At 59.9% G+C, this 26126-nt stretch carries 25 protein-coding genes; 10 read left to right on the forward strand and 15 right to left on the reverse strand.

What is annotated here, in order from left to right:
* Positions 1–71: 71 nt before the first annotated feature.
* From ABIE16_RS01090 to metG, 8 genes are all read right to left on the reverse strand, one after another.
* Positions 72–251: a PA3496 family putative envelope integrity protein gene (locus ABIE16_RS01090; protein WP_057713438.1), complete on the reverse strand. Its 180-nt coding sequence runs from the start codon at positions 249–251 to the stop codon at positions 72–74.
* A 106-nt stretch (positions 252–357) separates the two neighbouring features.
* Positions 358–996 carry an endonuclease III gene (nth, locus tag ABIE16_RS01095; protein ID WP_057713439.1) on the reverse strand — a complete coding sequence of 213 codons (639 nt, stop codon included), beginning with the start codon at positions 994–996 and terminating at the stop codon, positions 358–360.
* Positions 997–1021: 25 nt separating this feature from the next.
* Positions 1022–1606, reverse strand: a complete 585-nt coding sequence (locus ABIE16_RS01100) for an Rnf-Nqr domain containing protein (protein WP_429520411.1) — start codon at positions 1604–1606, stop codon at positions 1022–1024.
* Entirely contained in the window at positions 1599–2210 is a 612-nt protein-coding gene (locus tag ABIE16_RS01105) for an RnfABCDGE type electron transport complex subunit G (protein ID WP_429520412.1), read from the reverse strand. The genes ABIE16_RS01100 and ABIE16_RS01105 overlap by 8 nt, the downstream gene beginning before the upstream one ends.
* A complete protein-coding gene (locus tag ABIE16_RS01110; protein WP_429520413.1) occupies positions 2207–3193 on the reverse strand; it encodes an RnfABCDGE type electron transport complex subunit D in 987 nt (328 codons plus the stop codon). The genes ABIE16_RS01105 and ABIE16_RS01110 overlap by 4 nt, the downstream gene beginning before the upstream one ends.
* The gene (gene rsxB / locus ABIE16_RS01115) at positions 3180–4193 is read right to left on the reverse strand and encodes an electron transport complex subunit RsxB (RefSeq protein WP_057713443.1); all 1014 of its coding nucleotides are present in this window, start codon (positions 4191–4193) and stop codon (positions 3180–3182) included. The genes ABIE16_RS01110 and rsxB overlap by 14 nt, the downstream gene beginning before the upstream one ends.
* On the reverse strand, positions 4190–4759 hold the full coding sequence (locus ABIE16_RS01120; protein ID WP_154860461.1) for an electron transport complex protein RnfA: 570 nt from the start codon (positions 4757–4759) through the stop codon (positions 4190–4192). The genes rsxB and ABIE16_RS01120 overlap by 4 nt, the downstream gene beginning before the upstream one ends.
* 253 nt (positions 4760–5012) lie before the next feature.
* Positions 5013–7064 (reverse strand): methionine--tRNA ligase, encoded by a 2052-nt coding sequence (gene metG / locus ABIE16_RS01125; RefSeq protein ID WP_429520414.1) that lies wholly within the window; start codon positions 7062–7064, stop codon positions 5013–5015.
* A gap of 176 nt (positions 7065–7240) precedes the next feature.
* On the opposite strand from metG, the gene apbC reads away from it, so the two are divergent.
* Positions 7241–8335 carry an iron-sulfur cluster carrier protein ApbC gene (apbC, locus tag ABIE16_RS01130; RefSeq protein ID WP_057713446.1) on the forward strand — a complete coding sequence of 365 codons (1095 nt, stop codon included), beginning with the start codon at positions 7241–7243 and terminating at the stop codon, positions 8333–8335.
* 133 nt (positions 8336–8468) lie between these two features.
* Here apbC and ABIE16_RS01135 read toward each other — a convergent pair whose 3' ends face one another.
* Positions 8469–9227, reverse strand: a complete 759-nt coding sequence (locus tag ABIE16_RS01135) for an SDR family oxidoreductase (protein ID WP_429520415.1) — start codon at positions 9225–9227, stop codon at positions 8469–8471.
* 163 nt (positions 9228–9390) lie between these two features.
* On the opposite strand from ABIE16_RS01135, the gene ABIE16_RS01140 reads away from it, so the two are divergent.
* The 4 genes from ABIE16_RS01140 to groL all read left to right on the forward strand — a co-directional run bounded on the left by ABIE16_RS01140 (position 9391) and on the right by groL (position 12904).
* The gene (locus ABIE16_RS01140; protein WP_057713448.1) at positions 9391–10122 is read left to right on the forward strand and encodes a HugZ family protein; all 732 of its coding nucleotides are present in this window, start codon (positions 9391–9393) and stop codon (positions 10120–10122) included.
* 66 nt (positions 10123–10188) lie between these two features.
* Positions 10189–10665: an FxsA family protein gene (locus tag ABIE16_RS01145; RefSeq protein ID WP_218494259.1), complete on the forward strand. Its 477-nt coding sequence runs from the start codon at positions 10189–10191 to the stop codon at positions 10663–10665.
* 248 nt (positions 10666–10913) lie between these two features.
* Positions 10914–11207, forward strand: coding sequence for a co-chaperone GroES (locus ABIE16_RS01150; RefSeq protein ID WP_007985847.1), 294 nt, complete (start codon positions 10914–10916; stop codon positions 11205–11207).
* A gap of 50 nt (positions 11208–11257) precedes the next feature.
* Positions 11258–12904: a chaperonin GroEL gene (gene groL / locus ABIE16_RS01155; RefSeq protein WP_090457529.1), complete on the forward strand. Its 1647-nt coding sequence runs from the start codon at positions 11258–11260 to the stop codon at positions 12902–12904.
* Positions 12905–13134: 230 nt separating this feature from the next.
* Here the strand turns inward: groL and ABIE16_RS01160 are convergent, their stop codons facing one another.
* Positions 13135–13878, reverse strand: a complete 744-nt coding sequence (locus ABIE16_RS01160) for a phosphatase PAP2 family protein (protein ID WP_429520416.1) — start codon at positions 13876–13878, stop codon at positions 13135–13137.
* 217 nt (positions 13879–14095) lie between these two features.
* Here ABIE16_RS01160 and colR point away from each other — a divergent pair, with 217 nt between their 5' ends.
* The 5 genes from colR (at position 14096) to ABIE16_RS01185 (ending at position 17814) form a co-directional block, all read left to right on the forward strand.
* On the forward strand, positions 14096–14779 hold the full coding sequence (gene colR, locus ABIE16_RS01165; protein WP_007985839.1) for a two-component system response regulator ColR: 684 nt from the start codon (positions 14096–14098) through the stop codon (positions 14777–14779).
* On the forward strand, positions 14769–16043 hold the full coding sequence (locus ABIE16_RS01170) for a sensor histidine kinase (protein WP_057713451.1): 1275 nt from the start codon (positions 14769–14771) through the stop codon (positions 16041–16043). Before colR ends, ABIE16_RS01170 begins: the two co-directional genes overlap by 11 nt.
* A gap of 154 nt (positions 16044–16197) precedes the next feature.
* Positions 16198–16866, forward strand: a complete 669-nt coding sequence (locus tag ABIE16_RS01175; RefSeq protein ID WP_057716567.1) for a class I SAM-dependent methyltransferase — start codon at positions 16198–16200, stop codon at positions 16864–16866.
* Between the two features lie 4 nt (positions 16867–16870).
* Positions 16871–17584, forward strand: a complete 714-nt coding sequence (locus tag ABIE16_RS01180; RefSeq protein WP_340313043.1) for a lipopolysaccharide kinase InaA family protein — start codon at positions 16871–16873, stop codon at positions 17582–17584.
* A 2-nt stretch (positions 17585–17586) separates the two neighbouring features.
* Positions 17587–17814, forward strand: coding sequence for a hypothetical protein (locus tag ABIE16_RS01185; RefSeq protein WP_079246712.1), 228 nt, complete (start codon positions 17587–17589; stop codon positions 17812–17814).
* An 85-nt stretch (positions 17815–17899) separates the two neighbouring features.
* On the opposite strand, the gene ABIE16_RS01190 is transcribed toward ABIE16_RS01185, so the two are convergent.
* The 5 genes from ABIE16_RS01190 to ABIE16_RS01210 all read right to left on the reverse strand — a co-directional run bounded on the left by ABIE16_RS01190 (position 17900) and on the right by ABIE16_RS01210 (position 25925).
* Positions 17900–20926: a multidrug efflux RND transporter permease subunit gene (locus tag ABIE16_RS01190; protein WP_090457523.1), complete on the reverse strand. Its 3027-nt coding sequence runs from the start codon at positions 20924–20926 to the stop codon at positions 17900–17902.
* A 13-nt stretch (positions 20927–20939) separates the two neighbouring features.
* The gene (locus tag ABIE16_RS01195) at positions 20940–22088 is read right to left on the reverse strand and encodes an efflux RND transporter periplasmic adaptor subunit (RefSeq protein ID WP_090457521.1); all 1149 of its coding nucleotides are present in this window, start codon (positions 22086–22088) and stop codon (positions 20940–20942) included.
* Between the two features lie 202 nt (positions 22089–22290).
* Positions 22291–23391 (reverse strand): DUF1513 domain-containing protein, encoded by a 1101-nt coding sequence (locus tag ABIE16_RS01200; RefSeq protein WP_090457519.1) that lies wholly within the window; start codon positions 23389–23391, stop codon positions 22291–22293.
* 14 nt (positions 23392–23405) lie between these two features.
* Complete coding sequence (locus ABIE16_RS01205) at positions 23406–24470, reverse strand: imelysin family protein (protein WP_223445979.1); 1065 nt, start codon at positions 24468–24470, stop codon at positions 23406–23408.
* A gap of 27 nt (positions 24471–24497) precedes the next feature.
* Complete coding sequence (locus tag ABIE16_RS01210) at positions 24498–25925, reverse strand: di-heme oxidoredictase family protein (protein ID WP_340313057.1); 1428 nt, start codon at positions 25923–25925, stop codon at positions 24498–24500.
* Positions 25926–26126 lie beyond the last annotated feature (201 nt).

Consider the following 26126-nt stretch of genomic DNA (forward strand, 5'->3'; position numbering starts at 1 on the left):
GCGACAAGGGGCGCCTATCGGGGTACGGCACTTAGCAAAAAAAAGCCTCCGTTTCGGGAGGCTTTCAGGTGTCATAAATCAAAATCGTAATCGGCCAATTGCTTTTGCAGTCGGCGCTCCTCCAGCAGGTTGTCGATGGTGCGGCGTTTGCTCAGATTAGTTTTCGCTACTTCAACCACCGGTTCAGCGTCATCGGATTCGGCGGTGGTGAAATCGTCTTCTACGTCTAATTGCTCTTTGCCAGTACTCATTTAGTTGCTCCAGGCTAAGAAGGCCTTTGGCGCCCCTTATATCGACATTCTCCCGGCGGGTAAAAAAGATTTTTTCAATCGACAAATCAATAAACCCAATAGCGCCTCAATCGTCAGAGGTTTTGTGCTTGTATTCGCACAAATCCTCGATCCGGCAGCTTCCGCATCGGGGCTTGCGGGCCAGGCAAACATAGCGCCCATGAAGGATCAGCCAGTGATGGGAGTCGAGCAGGTACTCCTTGGGCACGAACTTCATCAGTTTTTTCTCGACTTCCACCACATTCTTGCCGGGAGCAATGCCAGTCCGGTTGCTGACCCTGAAAATATGCGTGTCGACGGCCATGGTCAGCTGACGGAATGCCGTATTGAGTACCACATTGGCGGTCTTGCGGCCGACGCCGGGCAGTGCTTCCAGCTCTTCGCGGGTTTGTGGGACCTCGCCGGCGTGACGCTCGACCAGCAAACGGCAGGTTTCGATCACGTTTTTCGCTTTGCTGTTGTACAGCCCGATGGTCTTGATGTACTCCGAGAGCCCTTCGACACCCAGGGCATGCATCGCTGCCGGGGTATTGGCGACCGGGAAAAGCCTGGCTGTGGCCTTGTTGACGCCGACATCGGTGGACTGCGCCGAGAGAATCACGGCAATCAGTAATTCGAAGGGGGAGGAATAGGCCAGTTCGGTCTTTGGTTCCGGGTTGTCCTCGTGCAGTCGGCGGAAGATTTCCAGACGTTTTGCGGCATTCATGGGCAGTGCGTTTCCTCGAAGGCAATCAATGTGTGGGCGTGGGGCGCCAGGCCTGCCAGGCGGCGATCAGGAGTCCGAGCATGATGAACCCGCCAGGGACCAGTGTGGTCAGGCGCAGTCCGCCGTCAGCCACCAGCACCCAGCCATGCCAGTCAGTTTGCGTTGCACCGAACAGCCACGATAGATGGTTTCCAAGTGTTCCGTTGCCGATGAGTTCGCGCAGCAGGCCCAGCGTGATCATCAGCGTGGCAAACAGGCTAGTGAGTCGCAGGCGTTGATGCCAATCGCTCTGAAAGACCCCGGTGTGTTCCAGTACGACGCATTGCAAGGCGATCAAGGCTCCATAAATCCCCAGATGCTGCTGCCATTGCAGCGACCAGGCTTGTGCCATGAGTTCCGCGCAACTGGTGAGGGTGGCTGCCAACAGGATGCTGGCCAGCATACGGGTCGCCGGGACCAGTCGAGATCGCAGGGCACCCATGGCCAGACCGAACAACTGAGTCACCACCAAGAACATCAGGCACAGGCCAACTGCAGCCATCAGCGAGTGGGTGACGCCGATCAGTGGCGTCAGCATCAAGGCGTTGCGCAGAGTCGATGAGTTATCCATGGGCAGGGATTCCGAGCAGTTGTTGCCGGTGTTCATCGAAGTAGCGCAAGGCATCGTGGACGGCATTGATCACCGCTCTTGAGGTGATGGTTGCGCCTGCGATCTGATCGAACTGTCCCTGATCCTTTTTCAGCGCCCAGCCGCTGTCACCGGGTTCTGTTCGAGACTTGCCGGAAAAAACCTGGAGCCAGGCATTGGGCCAGTCGGCGATCCGAGCCCCCAGTCCAGGTGTTTCCGACTGTTTGAGGGTTTTGACGCCCAGCAACCTGCCACTGGCGTCGACTGCGATCAACAGGTCGATGGCACCGGCGTAGCCAAGGGTTTGACTGCGCAGCAAGACCGCGACGGGTTGATCGGCCCGGGTCGCCAGATAACCACCCAGCAAGGTGCTGTTGGTCAGTGCGGTCGCTTCTATCGTTATGGAGTGTTCGAGTGGTTGATTGTCGTAGCTGTCCGGCGCGATCAGGTCCAGCAGGTTACGGCTGTCGATCAGGCGCTGTTCGGCTGCAATGCGTGGCGCGCTGCCGAGTTGTACGAAGTACGTCACGCCAAGGCCCAGTGCGGCCAAAAGCACCACAAGCGCGATGCTTGATGTCCGGTTCATGGCGCCTCCGGCTGTTGCCTGGCCGCCACGAACCGCTCCAGCGCCGGCACGCACAGGTTCATCAACAGCACAGCGAAGGCGATGCCGTCCGGGTAGCCACCCCAGGTACGAATCAGATAAGTCAGAAGCCCAACACCAGCGCCGAACAACAGTTTCGCGCCAGGGCTTCTGGCGCCGGACACCGGTTCGGTGATGATGAAGAACGCCCCCAGCATGGTCGCGCCGGTCAGCAGATGAAACAATGGCGAGCCATGGGAGTCGGAGCCCGAACCGTTCCAGCACAACAGGCTGATGATGAACAGGCTGGCCAGCATGCCGACCGGTGCATGCCAGCTGATCACCCTTCGTTGCAGGAGAAACGCTCCACCCGCCACAAAGGCCAGGTTCACCCATTCCACCCCCCGGCCGCCAAAGTGGCCGAATGCCGGGTTGCCGGCAAACAGTTCATCCATGGTCAGGCTTTTGTTGATCCGCAGACTGTCCAGTGCCGTGGCCTGCACCCACGCATCCGGCACATGGCCGATGCCAAACACGTGCTGCAGGCCGCTCAACAGATCCATGCCATGGGGCAATGGCCAATGGGTCATTGGTTGGGGAAAGGTCACCAATACCAGAGCCAAGCCAAGCATCGCCGGGTTGAAGGGATTCGAACCGACGCCACCATACAAGTGCTTGCCGAACACCATCGCAGAAGCGGCAGCACTGAGGGTCAGCCACCATGGGCAGTAAGGCGGCAGTGCCAGAGCCAGCAATGTGGCACTGACCAGCGCGCTACCGTCACTCAAAGTTGGCCCCGGCGGCTGCTTGCGCCATTGCACGACGGCGGCCTCGACGGCCAACGCGGCAGTGGCCGCCAGAACCAGATTGATCAACACCCCCCAGCCGTACAGCCAGAACGCCGCCAGGATTCCCGGCAGCGTGGCCAACAGCACCAGTTTCATCGCCTGTTGCAGGCGATCATCCACCACGTCAAGGGCTGGCATGGGCGTCCACCAGGCGTTCGGCTTCACCGAGTGCGCGTTCCAGGGCTTCGATTTGTTCCGCTGGTGCTTCGTTGGCCTGAGCCTTCTTGAGTTCGGCGCGACGCATGGCCAACTGGATCTTGGCCCGTTTCAGATCGGCATCATTTGACGACGCAGCTGCGACCGTCGGCGCAGGGGAAGGTGGAGCGGCGCTTTCCAGTTGCGCCAGGTTTTGTTCGGCGGCTTCGAACTGTTGTTGCAGTGCGATCAACTGCGATTGCTGTTCGAAGGTCGGCGGATGCCCGAAGGCCTTCAGCGATTTGTGCAACTGCGCCCGACTCATCGCCACCTCGATCTTGGCCTTTTTCAGCGCGGCATCGGCATTGGCGGTTTTCTGTGCGCGGACGCGCTCGAGGGCCGCCTGCACCGGGTCGGCTGTCGTCTCGGCAGGTTGTGCGGCTCGCTGCCTTGCCTGGCGCTCGGCGATTTTCTGTTGCTCCTCACGCTGCAGGCGGGCATTGCGTTGTTCGAAGCGGCGCCGTGCGTGATCGCGCTTGAGGTTGCGGGCCTGCCGCGCCTGCGGTGTGAGGGCCAGGCCCCCGACAACAGGCAGTACAGTGTTCGGCGGCAGTGGGCGCATTTCGATGCAGTCCACCGGGCACGGTGCCACGCAGAGGTCGCAACCGGTGCACTCATCAATGATCACCGTGTGCATCAGCTTGGCCGCGCCGACGATGGCATCGATCGGGCAGGCCTGAATGCACTTGGTGCAACCTATGCACTCGGCCTCGCGGATATAGGCGATCTGCGCAGGTGCCGAGCCGCGAGTGATATCCAACTCCAGCACCGGCACCTTCAGCAGTTCAGCCAGGGCCGCGATGGTTTCGTTGCCTCCGGGCGGGCACTTGTTGATCGGCTCACCGCTGGCGATGCCTTCGGCATACGGCTTGCACCCGGGGTGCCCGCATTTGCCGCATTGGGTTTGCGGCAAGAGTGCGTCGATGCATTGAATCAGACTCATGTTTTGATCAGTCCGCTGAATCCGAGAAAAGCCACTGCGATCAGGCCGGCACCAATCAGGTCGATCGGCAAGCCGCGAAAGGGCAGGGGAACATCGTTGTCGGCCGTGCGTTCACGCAAATCAGTGAACAGGCTCAACACCAGCCAGAAGCCCAACCCTGCACCGAGGCTCAGGGCAGTGGCGTGAAAAAAACCCTTGTCTTCCTGAGCATTGAGCAGGGCCACGCCGAGTACGCCAGCATTGCCCAGCAGCAACGGCCAGAGGCCTTCGAATGGTAGTGTCGAAAACAACCGCGCCAGCAACTTCAGCAACGGGCTGATCAGCAGCACGCTCAATGGCAGAAACACAAACAGACGCAGCGGCGTCAATTGCAGTGGCACCAGCATCCATTGATAGAGCGCGTAGCCGAGCATGCCCACGACCAGCATCAGGCATGTCGTCGCAATGCCCAGGGCATGTACCTGACGACGCTGACCGGCCAACAGTGGATCGACGGCCAATGGCCATTGCAACACGAGGTTGTTGATCAGGGCAGCACTGATAAGCGTAAGCAGGATTTCGGTCATTGTTCGTGCCGACAAGAACGGTAGTTTTTGTAGGAGCGAGCTTGGTCCGGGCGGCGTTCCGACGATGGACTCAAGGGCGCTGTGTTCAACCTGTGGACACGCATAATCGTTAACGACCATCGCGAGCGAGCTCGCTCCTACAGGAGATGGTCTAAAAAGCTTAGGCATTATCCGGCAAGGCGGGAGGGTGGGCCAGACATGAAAATCCCACAGCCGCGCCAGGCACGACTGTGGGATCGATTTGCCGCAGACCTTACTTGATGCGCTGGCCAGGCTTGGCGCCGCTGTCAGGGCTGAGCAGGTAGATTTCTTCTCCACCAGGGCCTGCCGCCATCACCATGCCTTCGGAGATACCGAACTTCATTTTCCGTGGCTTGAGGTTGGCGATCATCATGGTCAGGCGCCCATCGAGCTTGGACGGGTCCGGGTAAGCGCTCTTGATCCCGGAGAACACATTGCGTTGCTCGTCACCGATATCCAGGGTCAGGCGCAACAGCTTGTCGGCACCTTCCACGTGTTCAGCCTTGACGATCAGCGCGACACGCAGGTCGACAGCGGCAAAGGTGTCGAACTCGATTTCCGGCGACAGCGGATCCTTGGTCAGTTCGCCATTGCCGGCAGGTGCGGCTTCGCCGGTGTCGGTCTGGCTGGCGGTCAGGTCTTCTTTCGACGCGTCGGTCATGGCTTGCACTTTTACCGGGTCGATGCGGGTCATCAGCGGCTTGAACTCGTTCAGCTGGTGATTGCCGAGCAAGGTCGCGTGATCGTTCCAGGTCAGCGGCGCGACGTTGAGGAACGCCTCGGCGTCGGCGGCCAGCAGCGGCAGCACCGGCTTGAGGAAGATCACCAGTTGGCGGAACAGGTTGACGCCTGTGGCGCAGATGGCCTGGACTTCATCCTGTTTGCCTTCCTGTTTGTTCAACGACCACGGCGCCTTGTCGGCGATCCAGGCGTTGGCGCGGTCGGCCAGGCCCATGATCTCGCGCATGGCACGGGCAAAGTCGCGGGCTTCATAGGCGTCGGCGATACCTGGCGCGGCGGCCAGGAAGGCTTCGGTCAGTTCAGGCGCGGCGTTGGTGTCGACCATTACGCCGGCATTGCCCTTGTTGATGAAACCGGCACAACGGCTGGCGATGTTGACGACCTTGCCCACCAGGTCGGAGTTGACCTTCTGCACGAAGTCTTCGAGGTTCAGATCGAGGTCATCAACGCCACGGCCCAGCTTGGCCGCGTAGTAATAGCGCAGGTATTCCGGCGACAGGTGGTCCAGGTAGGTCCGGGCCTTGATGAAGGTGCCGCGGGACTTGGACATTTTCTGACCGTTGACAGTCAGGTAGCCGTGCACGTTGATGCCGGTCGGCTTGCGGTAGCCCGCGCCCTCGAGCATGGCTGGCCAGAACAGGGCGTGGAAGTTGACGATGTCCTTGCCGATGAAGTGGTACAGCTCGGCGGTGGAGTCCTTGCCCCAGAACGCGTCGAAGTCCAGCTCCGGCGTGCGGTTGCACAGGTTCTTGAAGCTGGCCATGTAACCGATCGGCGCATCCAGCCACACGTAGAAGTACTTGCCAGGCTCGTCGGGGATTTCAAAACCGAAATACGGTGCATCGCGGGAGATGTCCCACTGTTGCAGGCCGGCATCCAGCCATTCGGCGATCTTGTTGGCGACGGCATCCTGCAGGGTGCCGCTGCGGGTCCAGGTTTGCAGCATTTGCTGGAAGTCTGGCAGCTTGAAGAAGAAGTGCTGGGAATCCTTGAGCACCGGTGTGGCGCCGGAGATCGCCGACTTCGGATCCTTCAGGTCGGTCGGTGCGTAGGTCGCACCGCATTTTTCGCAGTTGTCGCCGTACTGGTCTTCGGTGCCGCATTTCGGGCACGTGCCCTTGATGAAGCGGTCGGCCAGGAACATTTTCTTTTCCGGGTCGAAGTACTGGGTGATCGAACGCGTGGCGATGTGCCCGGCGTCACGCAGCTTCAGGTAGATCTGGCTCGACAGCTCACGGTTTTCTTCGGCGTGAGTGGAGTGGAAATTGTCGAAGTCCACCAGGAAGTCGGCAAAGTCGGCGCTGTGTTCAGCCTGGACGTTGGCGATCAGTTGTTCCGGGGTGATGCCTTCCTTTTCCGCGCGCAGCATGATCGCCGAACCGTGGGCGTCGTCGGCGCAGACATAGATGCATTGATTGCCGCGGTGCTTCTGGAAGCGCACCCACATATCGGTCTGGATGTATTCCAGCATATGGCCGAGGTGAATCGAACCATTGGCATAGGGCAGGGCGCTGGTGACGAGGATCTTGCGTGGCTCGGACATGGGGCTCGGCTACTTGATGAAACGGAGGTCGGCCACTATAAAGCGCCGGCGCATATTTTTCACCCTGTGAGCCTGTTTCATTGGATGAGTAACAGGTGAAGGTTCAACATCCCGCCGAACGCTCGGAACAGGTACGATACCCACTATCTTTTCCAGTCCTGTTTTCGGAGTTGCCCATGAGCGCCGTCAATCGCGCAGCGGTGGAAGCCGTCCTTCGCCAGTATACCGACCCTTACCTGAACCTGGACCCGGTCAGCGCCGGGTGCGTGCGCAACATCGAGATTCAGGGCGACCGCGTCAGCGTTCAGCTTGAACTGGGTTACGCCGCCGGTCTGTTCAAGAGTGGCTGGGCGCAGATGCTGGAAATGGCCATTCAGGGGCTGGATGGCGTGGCAAGTGCCAAGGTCGAAATCACCAGCGTGATCGCCGCGCACAAGGCTCAGGCGCAGATTCCGGGCTTGGCGAACGTGAAAAACGTGGTGGCCGTGGCGTCCGGCAAGGGCGGCGTGGGCAAATCCACCACCGCGGCCAACCTGGCCCTGGCTCTGGCCCGGGAAGGCGCCAAGGTCGGGATTCTCGATGCGGATATCTACGGCCCGAGCCAGGGCATCATGTTCGGCATCCCCGAGCGCACCCGCCCCGAGGTCAAGGATCAGAAATGGTTCGTTCCGCTCAAGTCCCATGGCGTCGAAGTGATGTCCATGGCTTTCCTCACCGACGACAACACGCCGATGGTCTGGCGCGGGCCGATGGTTTCGGGCGCCCTGTTGCAACTGGTCACCCAGACCGCGTGGGGTGACCTCGATTACCTGGTCATCGACATGCCGCCAGGCACCGGTGACATCCAGTTGACCCTGGCGCAGAAAGTGCCGGTGGCCGGTGCGGTGATCGTGACCACCCCGCAGGACCTGGCATTGTTGGACGCACGCAAGGGCGTGGAAATGTTCCGCAAGGTCAACATCCCGGTGCTGGGCGTGGTGGAGAACATGGCCGTGCACATCTGCTCCAACTGCGGGCATGCCGAGCATCTGTTTGGCGAAGGCGGTGGTGTGAAACTGGCCAACCAGTATGGCGTTGAACTGCTGGCTTCGCTGCCGCTGTCGATGGTCATCCGCGAGCAGGCCGATGGCGGCAAGCCAACAGTGATCGCCGAGCCTGATAGCCAGATTGCGATGGTTTACCAGGAACTGGCCCGTCATGTCGGCGCGCGGATCGTGTTGCAGGAAGCGTTGACGCCGGCGATGCCGAACATCAGCGTCAGCGACGACTAATGTTCGCCAGATAAACGCTGACCAAATGTGGGAGCGGGCTTGCTCGCGAAAGCGGTGTGTCATTCAACCAACAAGTTGACTGATCTATCGCCTTCGCGAGCAAGCCCGCTCCCACAGTTGTTTGGGGTTGGGCTTAGATCCGCAACCCGCCATCCATCTCCAGAATCCGACCGGTGTAATAGTCGTTCTCGAAGATGTAAGCCGCCGAATGGGCGATTTCCTCAGGCTTGCCCATGCGCTTGAGCGGGATCCCCGCAGTCATCTTCTCCAGCGCTTCAGGCTTCATGCCCAGGGTCATTTCGGTTTCGATGAAGCCCGGTGCAATGCCGGCGACGCGAATGCCGTAGCGTGCCAGTTCTTTGGCCCAGGTCACGGTCGCCGCAGCAACACCGGCCTTGGCGGCGGAGTAGTTGGTCTGACCGACGTTGCCGGCGCGGGAAATCGACGAGATATTGATGATCGCGCCGCTGTTGTTCAGCTCGACCATTTTCGCCGCGACTTCACGGGTGCACAGGAACACGCCGGTCAGGTTGACGTCGATGACGGCCTGCCACTGGGCCAGGCTCATCTTGGTCATTTCGCCATCCTTGACCTTGAGCAACATGCCGTCGCGCAGGATCCCGGCGTTGTTGATCAAGCCATGGATCGCGCCGAAGTCTTCAGCGACCTGGGCAACCATGTGGGTCACTTGCTCTTCGTTGGCCACGTTGCACAGGTAGGCGCGGGCCTCGACACCTTGGGCCTTGCAGGCCGCGACGGCGTTGTCGAGTTTTTCCTGGTTCAGGTCCACCAGCGCGAGTTTCGCGCCCAGGCCTGCGAAATACTCGGCCATGGAGCGGCCTAAACCCTGGCAACCGCCAGTGATAATGATTACTTTGTCAGTGAGTTGCATTCGCATGCCCCGGTAGCAGGTCTGAGTGGTTTCCTTTAGAGAGCCTCTCGATCTGCGCCTGACCTGGCCTGGCTGCACATGAGAACTGCCCCCGATGGCGTGCTGGGACTTTCGCCAGCAGCTCGTCCGTTTTTCTGACGGATTCTATTTAAGGAGTCATAAATTGAGCGTTGAAGCGGCTAAGCATGCACGAGAATTGCTTCTCAAGGAATACCGTGGGGTGCTTTCGACGCACTCCAAATCAATGCCCGGTTTTCCGTTCGGTTCCGTGGTTCCGTACTGCCTGGACGAGCAGGGCCGGCCGCTGATCCTGATCAGCCGCATCGCCCAGCACACTCATAATCTGCAAAAAGATCGGAAATGCTCGCTCTTTGTCGGCGAACGTGGTGCCGAAGATGTCCAGGCCGTTGGTCGACTGACTTACCTGGCTGAGGCGCAGCAGCTCGAAGACGAAGCCGCCATCGACGCTGCCTCCGAGCGTTACTACCGCTACTTCCCGGAGTCGAAGGGTTATCACAAGGCCCACGATTTCGATTTCTGGGTGCTTGAGCCTGTACGCCACCGTTACATCGGCGGTTTTGGCGCGATTCATTGGGTCAACGAGCTGACCCTGGCCAACCCGTTCGCCGGCAAGGCCGAAGTGAGCATGGTCGAGCACATGAACGCCGATCACGCCAAGGCCATCGCCCATTACGTCGATCTGGCCGGGCTGCCGAAAAACGTGCCGGCGCAAATGGTCGGCATCGATTGCGAAGGCATGCACCTGCGCATCGGTCAAAGTCTGTACTGGTTACCGTTCCAAGCGCCTTGTAATACGCCGACACAAGTTCGCGAAGCCTTGGTTTCTCTGGCTCACGCCGATCATTGGCCGAAAAATGAAGTGGCCGACGCTTGAATTCACGAAACGGCGACGTCATCTAAGGTGAACTGGCAAGGCATTCTTGCGTTGAGGAACCATTTGATGCGCCCTTTTTTGTTGCTCTTTCTGCTGTTCCCGGTGTTGGAGCTGTTCGTATTCGTCAAGGTGGCAGGGTCCATCGGGTTCTTCCCGGCCCTGCTGCTGATCATTCTCGGCTCGATGTTCGGCGTGTTTGTGCTGCGCATCGCCGGCCTGGCCACGGCCCTGCGTGCCCGTGAAAGCCTGAGCCGCGGCGAACTGCCGGCCCAGACCATGCTCGAAGGCCTGATGCTGGCATTGGCCGGTGGCCTGCTGATTCTTCCGGGCTTCATCAGCGATGTGATCGGCCTGTTCATGCTGCTGCCGTTCAGTCGTCGCCTGCTGGCCAATAAAATGCGCCAGCGCGCCGAAGAGCAGGCGATGCGTCAGCGAGCGTTCGCCGACGACCTACAGGCCCGTGGCGGCCCGGTGCCTCGCGAGCCGCTGGGCCGCGAGCCCAACGTGATCGAAGGCGAGTTCGAACACCGCGATACCAAGTAATACGCACATCGACACGGCACCTTCGGGTGCCGTGTTCGTTTGCGGGGCATCGACCTGAAAATTTTTTCACCGCCGCCCTTGTAATAAGCTTATGCGCCCTTATGTAACGGTCACCGCAAGGTTTCTGGCGAACAAGCCAGACAGACTTCCGCGGTTCGCTTGACGAACCGCAACCGGCACCGCCGGCCTTTGTTAAACCCGCCGGGACTACACCGGCCGATGAAAACCACAATTAGGAGAGATCGACAATGAAGCTTCGTCCTCTGCATGACCGCGTCGTCATCCGTCGCAGCGAAGAAGAAAAGAAAACCGCTGGCGGTATCGTCCTGCCAGGTTCGGCTGCTGAAAAAGCCAACAGCGGCGAAATCCTCGCTGTAGGCACCGGCCGCGTACTGGAAAACGGTGAAGTGCGTGCACTGTCCGTGAAAGTGGGCGACAAGGTTGTGTTCGGTCCTTACTCCGGCAGCAACACTGTGAAAGTCGACGGCGAAGACCTGCTGGTAATGAGCGAGAACGAAATCCTCGCCGTTATCGAAGGCTGATACCCCCGTTCATTTTCCCGCTACTACAAAGTATTTAAGGAATATCGATCATGGCTGCTAAAGAAGTTCTGTTTGGCGATTCCGCCCGTAAAAAAATGCTCAAGGGCGTCAACGTCCTGGCTGACGCAGTAAAAGCGACCCTGGGCCCGAAAGGCCGTAACGTGATCATCGAGAAGAGCTTCGGCGCTCCGACCATCACCAAGGACGGCGTTTCCGTAGCAAAAGAAATCGAACTGGAAGACCGTTTCGAAAACATGGGCGCGCAGCTGGTCAAAGACGTTGCCTCCCGTGCCAACGATGACGCTGGTGACGGTACTACCACCGCTACCGTTCTGGCTCAGTCGATCGTCAACGAAGGCCTGAAAGCCGTCGCTGCCGGCATGAACCCGATGGACCTCAAGCGCGGCATCGACAAGGCGACCATCGCCATCGTCAAAGAGCTGAAAAACCTGTCCAAGCCATGCGCTGACACCAAGGCTATCGCTCAGGTCGGCACCATCTCGGCCAACTCCGACAACTCCATCGGCGACATCATTGCCGAAGCCATGGAAAAAGTCGGTAAAGAAGGCGTGATCACCGTTGAAGAAGGCTCGGGCCTGGAAAACGAACTGTCGGTTGTTGAAGGCATGCAGTTCGACCGTGGCTATCTGTCCCCGTACTTCGTCAACAAGCCAGAGACCATGGTCGCTGAGCTGGACGGCCCGCTGATCCTGCTGGTCGACAAGAAGATCTCGAACATCCGCGAAATGCTGCCAGTGCTGGAAGCCGTTGCCAAAGCCGGCCGTCCACTGCTGATCGTGGCCGAAGACGTTGAAGGCGAAGCCCTGGCGACTCTGGTTGTGAACAACATGCGTGGCATCGTTAAAGTCGCAGCCGTCAAGGCTCCAGGCTTCGGCGATCGTCGCAAGGCCATGCTGCAGGACATCGCCGTTCTGACCGGCGGTACCGTTATCTCCGAAGAGATCGGCCTGAGCCTGGAAAGCGCAACCCTGGAAAACCTGGGCAGCGCCAAGCGCGTGACCCTGTCCAAGGAAAACACCATCATCGTTGACGGTGCTGGCGTACACGGCGACATCGAAGCACGCATCACTCAGATCCGTGCTCAGGTTGCCGAAACTTCCTCGGACTACGACCGTGAAAAACTGCAAGAGCGTCTGGCCAAGCTGTCCGGCGGCGTTGCAGTGATCAAGGTTGGCGCTGGTTCCGAAGTTGAAATGAAAGAGAAGAAAGCCCGCGTTGAAGACGCCCTGCACGCTACTCGTGCAGCCGTTGAAGAAGGCGTGGTACCTGGCGGTGGCGTTGCGCTGATCCGCGCTCTGCAAACCCTGAACGATCTGAAAGGCGACAACGCTGATCAGGACGTAGGTATCGCTGTTCTGCGTCGTGCCGTTGAAGCACCGCTGCGTCAGATCGCTGCCAACAGCGGTGACGAGCCAAGCGTTGTGGTCAACGAAGTCAAGAACGGCAAAGGTAACTTCGGTTACAACGCTGCGACTGGCGAATACGGCGACATGATCGAAATGGGTATCCTGGATCCGACCAAGGTCACCCGTTCCGCGCTGCAAGCTGCATCGTCGATCGGCGGTCTGATCCTGACCACCGAAGCCGCTGTTGCTGATGCACCGAAGAAAGAAGGTGCAGCTGGCGGCGGTATGCCAGACATGGGCGGTATGGGCGGCATGGGCGGCATGATGTAAGCCAGCCTTACCCCTGTACGAAAAAACCCCGTCTGCGAAAGCAGGCGGGGTTTTTTATTGCCCGGACTTCAATGTTCACATCGATCCATTGTGGGAGCGGGCTTGCTCGCGAAGGCAGTGTGTCAGTCGATATAGATGCTGAATGACATTCCGCTTTCGCGAGCAAGCCCGCTCCCACAAGGAACTGCATAAATCCTGTGGGGGCGTGGCTTGCCCGCGAAGGCGTCAGGTCAGGCGCTGACAGGTTCTGCACTTGCCTCGCGATCCGCCCTCAAGGCCGGTCGATACAGAACGTAGTAATACGACCCCAAACAAATCAGCCAGCAGAACACCGCCGTCCACACGTTGTGCGAGAAGAAGTGCGCGCCCTGCATCATCCGCCCGATGGAGAACACCGAGCCGAGGGCAAAGGCGAAGACCAACGCTGCGCGAGCCATGCGCGGGCGACGGTCACGCAGTACGAAAAACAGGGCAAACAGGGTGAAGCCGGTGGCCGCATGGCCGCCGGGCCAGCAACGCCCTGGTTTATCGGTGTGCGGGCGAGGACTCAACAGTTCGCTGTAGGTCTCGTGACCGCCGAACTGTTCGAGGCTCCATGGGCATTGCACCGCGGTCACTGCTTTCATGGGCGTGACAAAGGAAGTCGCCAGGCCCAGGGACAGCACCAGGCAACCCAGTTCCCGCTTGAGCGGTTTGAGCCTGGCCATGAAGAACGAAGCGATGAAGGCGAGGATGGCAAACACCGAGAAGGCGATGACCACTTGCTTGGCGCGATCGTGCAGGATGTCCTCGAGGAAGTAACTGTGGCGTCCGATGAATTCCCCGGTGACCGGGTCGTAAAACAGCTTGGCCAGGTCCATGTCCAGACTGGTCAATTCGAGCAATACCAGAATGATCGCGACTACGGCGGGGACTCCAAGGCACACCCAGAAATTGAGCGGACGAGGGGCAGGGCGGGCAAGGGTCGAAACCATGCTAGTTCCTTGATCAGTGAATGTTCTCAAATGCGCAGCCGCGCAGAGTTTGAGCCCGACTCTGTCGCCAGCATGTGAATCGCCGGTGAAAAACTCGTTAAGGCTGTAATCGGTCAATTTCCGCGCTTTTGCGCTTCACTCAGTCCTAGCCCTGAGCGGAACTTCGCCTTAAGCTGCGCGGGCCACGACGGCCGTTACTGTGGACGGAGAGATACCCATGCGAATTCTATTGGTTGAAGACAACCGCGATATCCTCGCCAACCTGGCCGATTACCTGGGGCTCAAAGGCTATACCGTCGATTGCGCTCAGGATGGTCTGTCGGGCCTGCATCTGGCGGCCACCGAGCATTACGATTTGATCGTGCTCGATATCATGTTGCCCGGCATCGATGGCTACACCCTGTGCAAGCGCCTGCGCGAGGATGCTCGCCGCGAAACGCCGGTGATCATGCTCACGGCCCGCGATCAACTGGATGACCGTCTGCAGGGCTTCAAGTCCGGCGCCGATGACTATCTGATCAAACCGTTCGCCCTGTCTGAGCTGGCGGCGCGGATCGAAGCGGTCATGCGCCGAACCCAGGGCGGCGGGCGGCGGACCTTGCAGGTCGGCGACCTGAGCTACGACCTCGACACACTGGAAGTCACTCGCGAAGGCCGGTTGCTGAAACTCAACCCGGTCGGCCTGAAGTTGCTGGCCGTGTTGATGCAGAAAAGCCCTCATGTGTTGCGCCGTGAAATTCTTGAAGAAGCGCTCTGGGGCGACGACTGCCCGGACAGCGACAGCCTGCGCAGTCATGTCCACCAACTGCGCCAGGTGATCGACAAGCCGTTCGCCAAACCATTACTGCAAACCGTGCACGGTGTGGGGTATCGCCTGGCCGAGGGCCGTGATGGAGTTTAAGCAGAGCCTTGCTCAACGCATCATCATTGCCTTTGCGCTGATGAGCGCACTGGTGGCGGGTGCCTTTGCCATGGGCATCGTGGCGACCGTGCACCTGGTGGAGGAAAAACTGATTTCGGCCGGTCTGGGCGGCGATTTGCAGCGCCTGTTGCTGATGGACAATGTCACGGACTGGAGCCACCGACCCGAACCGGACCAATTGTTCTACTTCAGCAACGGGCCAGGCGATTTCAATTTGCCCAAGGATTTGCGGCATCTGGAGCCGGGTTTCCACGAAGTGTTCCGTGAAAACCTGTCGTACCATGCCATGGTCGAAATCGTCGACGGCCGACGTTACGTGCTGTTGCAGGATCAGAGCGATTTTGAAGAGCGCGAGCGGGTGCTGTTTGCCGTGGTGCTGGTGGGTTTCGTACTGAGCCTGGCACTGGCTGTATTTCTCGGCTGGGTGCTGGCACGCAAGGTCATGGCGCCGGTGGTACGGCTGGCCCGCCAGGTACGCCATCGCGATCAACTGCTGGGTTTGGCTCCTCCCTTGGCTCCGGATTATGCCGCCGACGAAGTGGGCGAACTGGCCGTGGCCTTCGACGCCACCCTCGGGCGCTTGCGTCAGGCCCTGACCCGCGAGCGTTTGTTCACCAGCGACGTCAGCCACGAATTGCGTACGCCCCTGATGATCCTGGCCAGTTCCTGCGAGTTGTTGCTGGAAAACCCAGGTCTCGATCAGCGCGGTCGCGCCCAGGTCGAGCGCATTGCCCGGGCATGTGAAGAAATGCGTGAGCTGGTGCAAACCTTCCTGATGCTGGCCCGCGCCAAGCGCGAAGATAACAGCATGTCGCCGCAGCAGCCTCTGGGCCAGGTAGCCGAGGGCCTGGTCGGTCTGTGGCGCGGGCCCATTGAAAGCAAAGGGTTGAAACTGATCTTCGAACCGGGCAACCCTGAGGCCAAGGGCTACAATGCGACGCTCCTGCACGCGGTGATGGGTAACTTGCTGCGCAACGCCTTGCACTACACAGAACGGGGCTTCATCCGCCTGAGCCTGACGGGCACGGGATTTCTGGTCGAAGACAGCGGTGTGGGCATTCCCGAAGAAAAACGCGAGGCGATGTTCGAACCCTTCGTTCGGGGCACTGAAAAACGCGGGGAAGGCTTGGGCCTGGGGCTTTCACTGGTGCAGCGGATTTGTGAAAACCAGGGCTGGAGCGTCAGCCTGACTACGATGGAGCCCAGTGGCTGCCGTTTTCAGGTGGAGCTGTCCCGAACTTGATCTGTTAAGTCAGGCGTCCAGCAAACCCTGTCAACTCTGTAAAACCCTGTAATATTTCAGGTTTTCCCATAACGATATTTTCACAAATGGATGACCAGACGCCGACACTACAAAATCTAAGGTAGCTGCTATCAGAAGTTCAGGAGACCTGATGATGGACGGCCCGATCAAGCTCGATTTTTCCGAAAAGTACGACGATCAACACGCGCAACGCTATTTGCGCAAACACCAGGAAGGTCTCGGCCGTCGATTGTCCCACTGGCGTGACGAACAACTGGCGCGCAAGGCACTGGCCCTGGTTGGCGAGCCTGGTCTGGTCCTCGATTTGCCTTGTGGTGCAGGGCGTTTTTGGCCCTTGTTGGCGGAAAAATCCAACCGAGTGATCATCGGTGCCGATAACTCGCCGTCCATGCTGAAGGTCGCAACCCAGGCGCAACCTGCCGATGTGGTGAAGCGGGTACAACCCTTGCACACATCTGTATTCGACATCGCCTTGCCGGACAACGCCGTCGACAGCATTTTTTGCATGCGTTTGCTCCACCACATCGGTGAAGCCAAGCATCGCATGGCTATTTTGCGTGAGTTCGAGCGGGTTTCCCGCGACAGCGTGATCCTTTCGCTGTGGGTCGATGGCAACTTCAAGGCCTGGAAACGCAAGCGTTCGGAGAAAACCCGTGGGCAGGAAGGTTACCAAAACCGGTTTGTGTTACCGGCCGCTACCGTAGAGAAGGAATTTGAGCAGGCGGGTTTCCGAATCCAGGAACAACTGGACTTTTTGCCGCTCTATGCCATGTGGCGAGTTTACGTATTACGCAAGAGGTAACAGGATGGCAGTGCAGTGTGCAGCAGAAACGGAAGTCGTTCCCCAGGACCGCTTCGATTACTTTTGGAATCAGCGCGGTGAATGGGTAGAAGAACCCAACGTCCGTCGCGGCGGGGAAAGCGGCGTTCAACGCCTGATGGGCAGTGATGGTCAACTGCTCTACGTCAAGCGCCAGACCGGGCATATCCATCGTAGCTTTCAGCATCCTTTCGGGCGGCCGACGGTCATGCGCGAGCATGCTGCGCTCACCGGTGTGACCGCGCTTGGCGTACGGGTTCCGGAAATCGTTTTCTGTGGCGCACAGCGCGATCCTGTGCACAAGTGGCGTGCCTTGCTGGTCACCAAGTCGCTGGACGGCTTCGAGGAAATCGATCGCTGGTACGCCGGTGGCGGTCGCGAGCGTCATGGTGAAGCCATAAACGAACGAGTGCTCAAGGACCTGGCTGAAAACCTGGCTCGCATGCATAAGGGCCGCTGGCAGCACGGATGTATTTACGACAAGCACGTATTCGTTCGCGTGACCGGTGAGGGCGAGACGGCCAAGGTCGAAGTGGCCCTGATCGATCTGGAAAAATGCCGACAGCGTTTGACGGCCCATCGCGCAGCTGTCCATGACATGAAGCAATTGCGTCGCCACTCGTCGTTCAGCGACGCAGACTGGGAAAAACTCATCTACTTTTATGAGACGGCGTTTGGCAGCGCTATCAAGGGTTTATAGCGATGAAACTCGAAATTGCACGAGGTTTGTTTCTGGTAGGAGCCTTGGCAGTTGCATCGATCGCGATGGCAACCTGGGAGCAACCACGCCCCCAGGTTCTCAGCTCGATAAACGCAGAAGAACATTGTCCGTTGCCACGGATTGCCAAGGCATCCGTGGCCACTCGACCCGATCATGACTTGTTGCTGTTCATGTTCGGACTTTCTCAGGGATTGAGGCCGCAGAGTTGAACCGATTGAAGCCAAAATGAAAGGCCTCGCTGATGCGAGGCCTTTTTTATTGCCCTGACTTCGGGCTCCCACAGGTTTTTCTGCATCAGGGTTTATCCGGCTTGGCCAGCAAGGTGTAGACGCAAGGCAATACAAACAAGGTGAACAGTGTGCCGATCGACATGCCGGTCGCGATGACCGTGCCGATGTCGAACCGGCTGACCGCGCCAGCACCGCTGGCGATGATCAATGGCACCATGCCGAACACCATTGCCGCCGTGGTCATCAAGACCGGACGCAGCCGGATGGCCGCCGCTTCCTCCACCGCTTCCCGTGCGGTCAGGCCCTTGTCCTTGCGTAACTGGTTGGCGAACTCGACGATCAGAATGCCGTGTTTGCTGATCAGCCCGATCAAGGTCACCAGCCCGACCTGGGTATAGATGTTCATGCTCGACCAGCCCAGGAACAGCGGAATCAATGCACCGCAGATAGACAGGGGCACGGTGACCAGGATCACCAACGGGTCGCGGAAGCTTTCGAACTGGGCCGCCAGCACCAGGAAAATGATCGCCAGTGCCAGGGCAAAGGTGACCCACAGGGCACTGCCTTCCTGAACGTACTGCCTCGATGCGCCAGCGTAGTCGAAGGCAAAACCGGCGGGTGCCTCTTCCCGGGCGATCTGGCGCACGAGGTCGATGGCTTCCCCCATGCTCACCAGCGGCACGCCGGACAGGATGGCCGAGTTGAGTTGCTGGAACTGGTTCAGCTGTCTCGGTCGGGCACGGTCGGTGACGGTGATCAGGGTCGACAACGCCAACAGTTCACCCTTGGTGTTTTTCACGTAGTAATTGTTCAGCCAGTCCGGATTGTCACGGAACGGCCGCTCGACCTGGGCAATGACCTTGTAGCTGCGACCTTCAATGGTGAATCGGTTGATCTCGCCTTCACCCAGCAGGGTCGCCAGGGTTCCCCCCAGGTCCTGCATGGAAACCCCCATCTGCGCAGCCTTGGCGCGGTCGATATCCACCACCACTTCCGGCTTGTCGAAGGCCAGGTCAACGTGGACAAACGCAAACTTGCCGGATTCCTTCGCACGTTTTTTTACCCGGTCGACCACCTGCAGCAGCAATTCGTAATCGTTGGCGGAGTTGATGACGAACTGGAACGGCACGCCTTCGCCGGTGCCCGGCAGCGACGGCAGGTTGAAGCCGAAGATCTGCAGCCCCGGGATCTTTTCCAGTTTGGCTTGCACCTCGGGCAGGATCGCCATTTGCGTTCGACTGCGATCGTCCCATGGCTTGAGCAGGAAACCGCCGATGCCCGATTGCACGCCGTTGAAACCGTTGATCTGGAACGACGAGTAGTACTCGGGAAACGCCTTGAAGATCGAGACGAACTCGTCGGTGTAGGTGTTCAGGTAGTCGAGGTTGGTCGGTTGCGGGGCGTTGGCAATCATGAAAATGATGCCCTGGTCCTCATCCGGCGCCAGTTCCGATTTGGTGAAGTTGAGAAGGACCGGAATCAGGCACAACACGATCACGGCGAACACCAGCACCACCGGCCGGGTGTTGAGGGTGCCATGAAGCAGGCTCTGGTAGCGGCGCTTGAGGCGTTCGAAAATCATGTCCAGGCGATGGGCCAGGCCGCTGGGGTTCTCGTCGTGACGCAGCAGAAACGCACACATCATCGGCGACAGGGTCAGGGCGACGATACCGGAAATCACCACCGCGCCGGCCAGGGTCAGGGCGAACTCCTTGAACAGCGCCCCGGTCAGGCCGGTCAGGAAGCCGATCGGTGCATACACCGCCGCCAGGGTGATGGTCATCGAAACCACCGGCATGGCGATTTCCCGGGCGCCTTCAATGGCGGCCTCGAGCGGTGTCTTGCCTTCCTCGATGTGACGGTGAATGTTTTCCACCACCACGATGGCATCGTCCACCACCAGGCCGATGGCCAATACCATCGCCAGCAGGGTGAGCAGGTTGATCGAGTACCCCATCATCTGCATGAAGAACATGACGCCGATCATCGACAGCGGGATGGTCACCACCGGGATCACCACCGAGCGCAGGGCACCGAGGAACAGGAACACCACCACAATCACGATCAGCACCGCTTCGAACAGGGTCTTCACCACTTCGTCGATCGAGGCCTGGATGAACAGAGTGGCGTCGTAGGCGATTTCACCTTTCAGGTTCGGCGGTAGCTGGGCCTCCAGGTCCGGCATGATCTTGCGCACTTCCTTGATCACTTCCAGCGGGTTGGCGCCGGGCGTCGCCTTGATGCCGATGTACACCGACGGGGTGCCACCGAACGAGCTGATGGAGTCGTAGTTCTCCGCACCCATTTCCACGCGCGCCACATCCCGCAGCAACACTCGGCTGTCGCCATCGACCTTGAGCGGAATCGTCCCGAAGGCTTCGGCGGACTTGAGTTCGGTATTGGCGTTGATGCTGGTGACCACGTATTCGCCCTTCACCTCGCCGGCGGCAGAGAGGAAGTTGTACTGGCGCACCGCATTGGTCACATCGCTGGCACTGAGGCCGAAACCCGCCAGCTTCATCGGGTCCAGCCACAGGCGCATGGCAAATACCTGGTTACCGAGGATCTCGGCTTCGGCCATGCCGGGCAAGGTCGCCAGCTTGGGCTGGATCACCCGTGACAGGTAATCGGTAATCTGCGGGTTGCTCAACTCCTTGCTGAAGTAGCTGATGTACATCAGCACTGACGCATCGGCCGATTCTTTGCTCAGTACCGGGTCTTCAGCGTCCTGGGGCAGCTGGTTCTTGACCTCGTTGGCCTTGGCCAGCAGTTCGGTAAACAGACGGTCGCTATTGGCGCCGACGCGCGCGTAGATCGAGATCACCGAGAAATTCTGGCGACTGACCGAGGTCATGTAGTCGATGCCCTCGGCGCTGGCCAGGCTTTGCTGCATCGGTTGGGTGATGTAGCCCTGGATGGTCTCGGCGTTGGCCCCGGGGTAGGCGGTGGTCACCGTGATCAGGGCGTTTTCCATTTGCGGGTACTGGCGTAGCGGCAGCTTGCTCCAGGCCTGAAAGCCCAGCAGCACGATCAACAGACTGACCACGGTAGCGAGAACCGGACGGCGGATGAACGGGTCGGTAAAAGCCATGGGAATTCCTTGATCAGTCCGCGCGTGGCTGGCTGTTCTGCCCGGCCAGGGTCTTGTCGTCGCTGATGGCAATGCGTGAGCCGTTATCCAGTTTGAGCTGGCCGGCGGTCACCACTTTCTCGCCGCTCTGCACGCCTTTGGTGATCATCACTTGCCCATCGCGGCGTTCGCCGGTCTCGACAAACCGCCGTTCGGCGATCAGCACCGGTTGGCCCTTGTCGTCCTTTACCAGGCTGCCATCCTCGGCTTTCTTTGGTACGGCCACATACACCGAGTTGCCGTAGAGCGTGTAGGTAATCGCGCTTTCCGGCACCACGATGCGCGGTTGCGGGTCGGGCAGGAGCACCTGGAGGCTGGCGAACATGCCTGGCATCAACTTGCCGTCGGGGTTGGCCAGGGTGGCGCGGACCTGCACGTTACGGGTGCTGTTCTCGACTTTAGGGTTGATTGCACTGATGGTGCCGGGGTACTCCACGGTCGGATACGCCGCGACAATGACCTGCACTGGCTGGCCGAGCGCAATCTTCGGCACCGACTGCTCGGGCACAAAAAAGTCGACATACAGGCTACTGAGGTCTTGCAGGGTGGCGATCATGGTGCCACTGGCCATGTAGTCGCCAACGTCCACCTGACGAATGCCAATGGTGCCGCTGAACGGCGCGATGATGCTTTTTTTGCCGAGCGCAGCCTTGAGTTGATTGACCGTGGCCTTGCTCTTTTTCAGCACCGCCGAAAGTCGGTCGAATTCGCCTTTGGAAATGGCCTGGCTGCCGACCAGTTGGCTACCGCGACCGTAATCAAGCTGTGCCAACCCGAGGTCGGCCAGAGCAGTTTCCAGCAGGGCACTTTCAACGGCGCTGTCGAGGCGCAGGAGTGGTTGGCCGGCCTTGACCTTCTGCCCCGACTCGAACTGGAGATCGATGACGGTGCCATCGGTCTCCAGGCTCAGGTCCACCCCCTGCAATGCCTTGAGCGTGCCAACGGTAGGCAGGCGGGCTTGCCATGGGCGCTCGGTGGCGGTGGCCACGGCAACGCTGACGGCCGGTCTGGGCACAGAGAAGCCTTGAACCATCGTATAGATCGAGAAGGCTTTGTACGCAGCCAGGGCCAGCACAATCAATAGAACCACACCCAACATGATCAGCATGCGGCGACGCAGCATATTCCAGTTCCTTGGAGAAAATCAGGTGAGACAGCGGGGAACATTACCGCGAGTGTAGAGGGTAAATCCAACTGCCGTTTTTACAGGTAGTGAGGTATTAGAGGGGTGAAAGCCTGAAAAGATTCGCCGTCTCGGTTCTCGCCTGCGGGGTGTACGTCATCCCGATGCAGGTGCGGCCCAGGCCGGCGATCTTTTCAATGATTCAGGCCATCAGATGCAGATGGTTGTCCCAGAGCCCTGCGGGTAGCTCCAGCGGTTTTGCAACGAGGTTTGTCTGGCGGCAATCGTAGTAGCGGCAGCGCCCCTGTCCCGAGGTCACGACAAAACCATCGGCCACGGCACCGACCCCGGCGCAATCGGGCAGTGGCGCGTCCAGGCGTACTTCACCGCTGTCCAGGTCCCAGATGAAAAAGCGGTTGCCCCGCGGTGCAGTCAACGCCACCAGGCGCAAGTCGCTGTGTACTGCGACGCTGGCGGTGTAGTGTCCCATGGCCTGCAACTGGTGCTCGGGTACCGGGAACGCGACGAAGGGCTGACCGGGGCGCTTGATCGCCAGCAACTCCGACGACTCGTGGGCCGCACCCATGAACTGCTGGCTGGCGACGATGGTGCCGTCACTGGCAATGGCCAGATGACGCACGCTGTTCATCTGCTGGGCGAGGGTTTCCTTGCTCAGCAGGGTGCCGTCGCGGTGCATCAGGACCAGGCTCGGTTCCATGGCGTTGAGGTTCATCTCCACCCGGCTTTCGGCCTCGGTGCGAATCCCGCCGTTGGCCACCACCAGGGTTTCGCCATCGGGCATCCACGACACCTGATGCGGACCGAGGCCGTGGGTAGAAATCTCACCACTGTGCACCAGCCGTTCGCCTTCGAACTTATACACGCCGAGCAGGCCGCGGCCCGGATCGGAGGTGTCGTTTTCGGTGGCGTACAGCCAGTCACCGCTGTGGTGAATGACCGCGTGACCGTAGAAGTGCCGGTTCGGCTGTGACACCACGGTTTGCAGGAGCGCGCCGTCGCGCAGGTCGATCAGGTAGCTCTCGGTGCCCGGACGGCGAGCGACGAACAGCGCAATCGGCTGTGTCGGGTGGTTGATGATGTCGTGGCAACGCTGGCCGACCCGGGTGGCGAACACTTGGGTGCCATCGAGCCGATAACCGACGGCGTAATGCTGGCCGTCGGTGTCGTCCCGTGCCGAAAGCAACAACGGACTCCTGTCCTTTTGCTTGAACAGCTTCCAGCCGCCCAGCGTCACTGCACCCAGCAGCAAACTACCTAATGTCAGAACCTGGCGTCGCAGCATGGAACCGGCCCTCATCAGTCACCGTCGTTGGCGTTGAAGCCCAGCTGGATGCCCAGTGCCTTGGCCAGATCGGCCTCGTGCAGGCGATGGACGACGTTGAGACTGTCATACAGCTCGTTGAGTTGCTGGCGGCCGGCCTCGTCATTGAGCATGTCGGTCAGCGAGCGCTGGTTGCCGGCGAACAGTTTCAGCGAGGCGGCATAGGCTGCATCGATCTTGTCGGCCAACGGCTTCTGCTCGCTCGGCAACAGGCCGCGCAGGCCTTTGTTATCCACACCTTCCCACACGGTCCTGGCGGCCGCGAGGCTGGCTTCGAGGCTGGTCAGGGACGCCTGGCTGCGCCATGCATCGGCCTGGAACGGTTGCGGCACGCCCTTGCTCTGGCGGCCCATCGGCGTGCCGAGTTTTTTCTTCAGGGTGTCGATGGCGGTGACTTGCACGCGCAGCAAATCGGCGATCGCCTCATGGGAGTCCGCGTAGCGCTGGTTCGGGAACTTGCTCATTTGCGCGAGCATGCCGTCGGTGTTGTTCCAGGTTTGCAGAATTTCTTCGGCCAATTGCTTCTGGCGTTCGCCGATGGCGATCAGCAGCGGGCAGTATTTGCTCTTCTGCTCAGCGTTGGCCACGTCGGGCTTGCTGTCGAACAGAATGTATTCGTAGGCCGAGAGCCCCTGTACCACGACGCTGGACTTGGCCAGGGCGGCGGCATCGATTTGCGGCTGGGCGGTGACCAGTTGCTCGACCTGACGGCCGACCAGGTTTTTCTTGTCCGGCCAGAACTGCACTTGCCACGAACGGTTGCCTTCGGCCAAAGGCCCGATCAGCAGCGGTTGCAGCTCGGCCCAGGCTTTTTGCGCATGCAGGAAGTCGGCACGGGCGGTTTCCAGGTTTTCCTTGCCTTCGCAGTAGGCGAGGGCGCTGACCGCCAATTGACGATCGGCCTCAACCCAGCGGGTGTAGGTCGGCAGGATCACCGACTTGGCAATGGCCGCCGACGTGACCGCTTGCGGGTCCTGGGGCGAGCAGGCGCCCAGGGCGAGGGCGGCAAGGCTGGTGAACAACAGTTTGGGACGGAACATGTCGGGCTCCCGCGAGTGGAATGCGTGTTAAAGGGAATTCAGGAACGCCAGCAACGCAGCGCGTTGCTCGGCATTGAAAGACAAAACCTGTTGTTGCGCCGCAGTCGCCTCGCCGCCATGCCAGAGCACGGCTTCGAGCAGGTTGCGGGCGCGGCCGTCGTGCAGGAACTGGGTGTGGCCGCTGACCGCCTGTGTCAGGCCGATGCCCCATAACGGCGGGGTGCGCCATTGGCGGCCGCTGGCCTGGAATTCGCTACGGTTGTCGGCCAGGCCGTCGCCCATGTCATGCAGCAGCAGATCGCTGTACGGGCGAATCACTTGATTGGCCAGTTCAGGTTCGGCGGCATTGGCGGCGGTGGTGTATTTCGGTGTGTGACAGGACTGGCAACCGGCCTGATAAAACAGGGTCTTGCCGGCCAGCACTTCAGGGGCGTTGACGTCACGGCGGGCCGGTACGGCAAGGTTGCGGCTGTAGAACAGCACCAGGCGCAGGATGTTGTCGCTGACTTCCGGCTCGCCATCGGGGCCGTTGCCACTGGGTGCCTGTTTGCAGGCCGTTTGCGCGTCCGTGCAGTCATCAAGGGGTCTAAGGCTGGTTGTGAGCCCCATATCTCCCGAGAACGCGTGGACATTCTGTTGATTGAGGTTCGGTTGTCCGGCTTTCCAGCCAAATCGTCCCAGAACGGTCTTTTGCAGAGCGTCATCCCAGACCCGGTTCGGTCGCCCGTTGATGCCGTTGTTCGCCTTGGCCTGTGCCTCGGCGTTGGCCAGGATCGCCTCCTCGGGGATCGCTTCGAGCAGGCCCAGGCCAATCATTGGCGGCGCCACGCGGGCCGAGAAACGGGTGTCGGGGTGCATCGGGCCGTAACCCAGCTGGGTGATGTTCAGGCTCGGTTTGCGTAACTCGACTTCGGTGCCGTCCTTGAAGCGAACCGGCACGGGGGTGTAATCGACCCGCACTTTGCCTTCGGGGGCCACGCCGGGTACGGACATGTCCTGGAACTGGCCGCCGTAGACGGGCTCCGGCACCACGCCGAGCTGTTCGATGACCTTGGCATACGCCGGGGCGTCGGGAATCGACAGGCGTACCAGCATCGACACCGCGTTCACATCGTCGGGCGTCGGCGGATGGCCGCGGCCGTCCTTGATGTGGCAGCCCTGGCAGGCATTGGTGTTGAACAGTGGACCGAGACCATCGCGAGCTGTCGTCGTCGACGGGGCGATCACCCAAGGGCTGCGGAAGAAGCTGTTGCCGACACTGAAATCCACACGCCGTGATGGCGGCAGGTTCGCCGAGGGCATGGAAAACGCGTTCTGATCGGTCTTGCGCACCGTCGCACTGCCGCCGGAGCGGGCTTCACCGGGTTCGGCCCGGGTGAATTTCGGGGCGTCATCGCAGGCACTCAGGCCCAGGGCCAGAAACAGTGCGGACAAGCGAAGAGGCAGCGGGGGCATCAGACATCCTGCAAGACGAGCAAAACAAGGGCGCAAAGTCTAACAGGGGATGGGAATTTGAATAAGAGGAATTATCGTTTGCTTGATGTGGGGCAAGGTTTTCACTTGAGACCGCGGTGCAGCCATCGCGGGCAAGCCACGCTCCCACAGGGATTGAAGGTGCTCACAGATGATGTGATCAGCACGGATACTGTGGGAGCG

It is taken from the genome of Pseudomonas sp. 2725 (assembly GCF_050434585.1).
Taxonomy (GTDB): Bacteria; Pseudomonadota; Gammaproteobacteria; order Pseudomonadales; family Pseudomonadaceae; genus Aquipseudomonas; species Aquipseudomonas jessenii.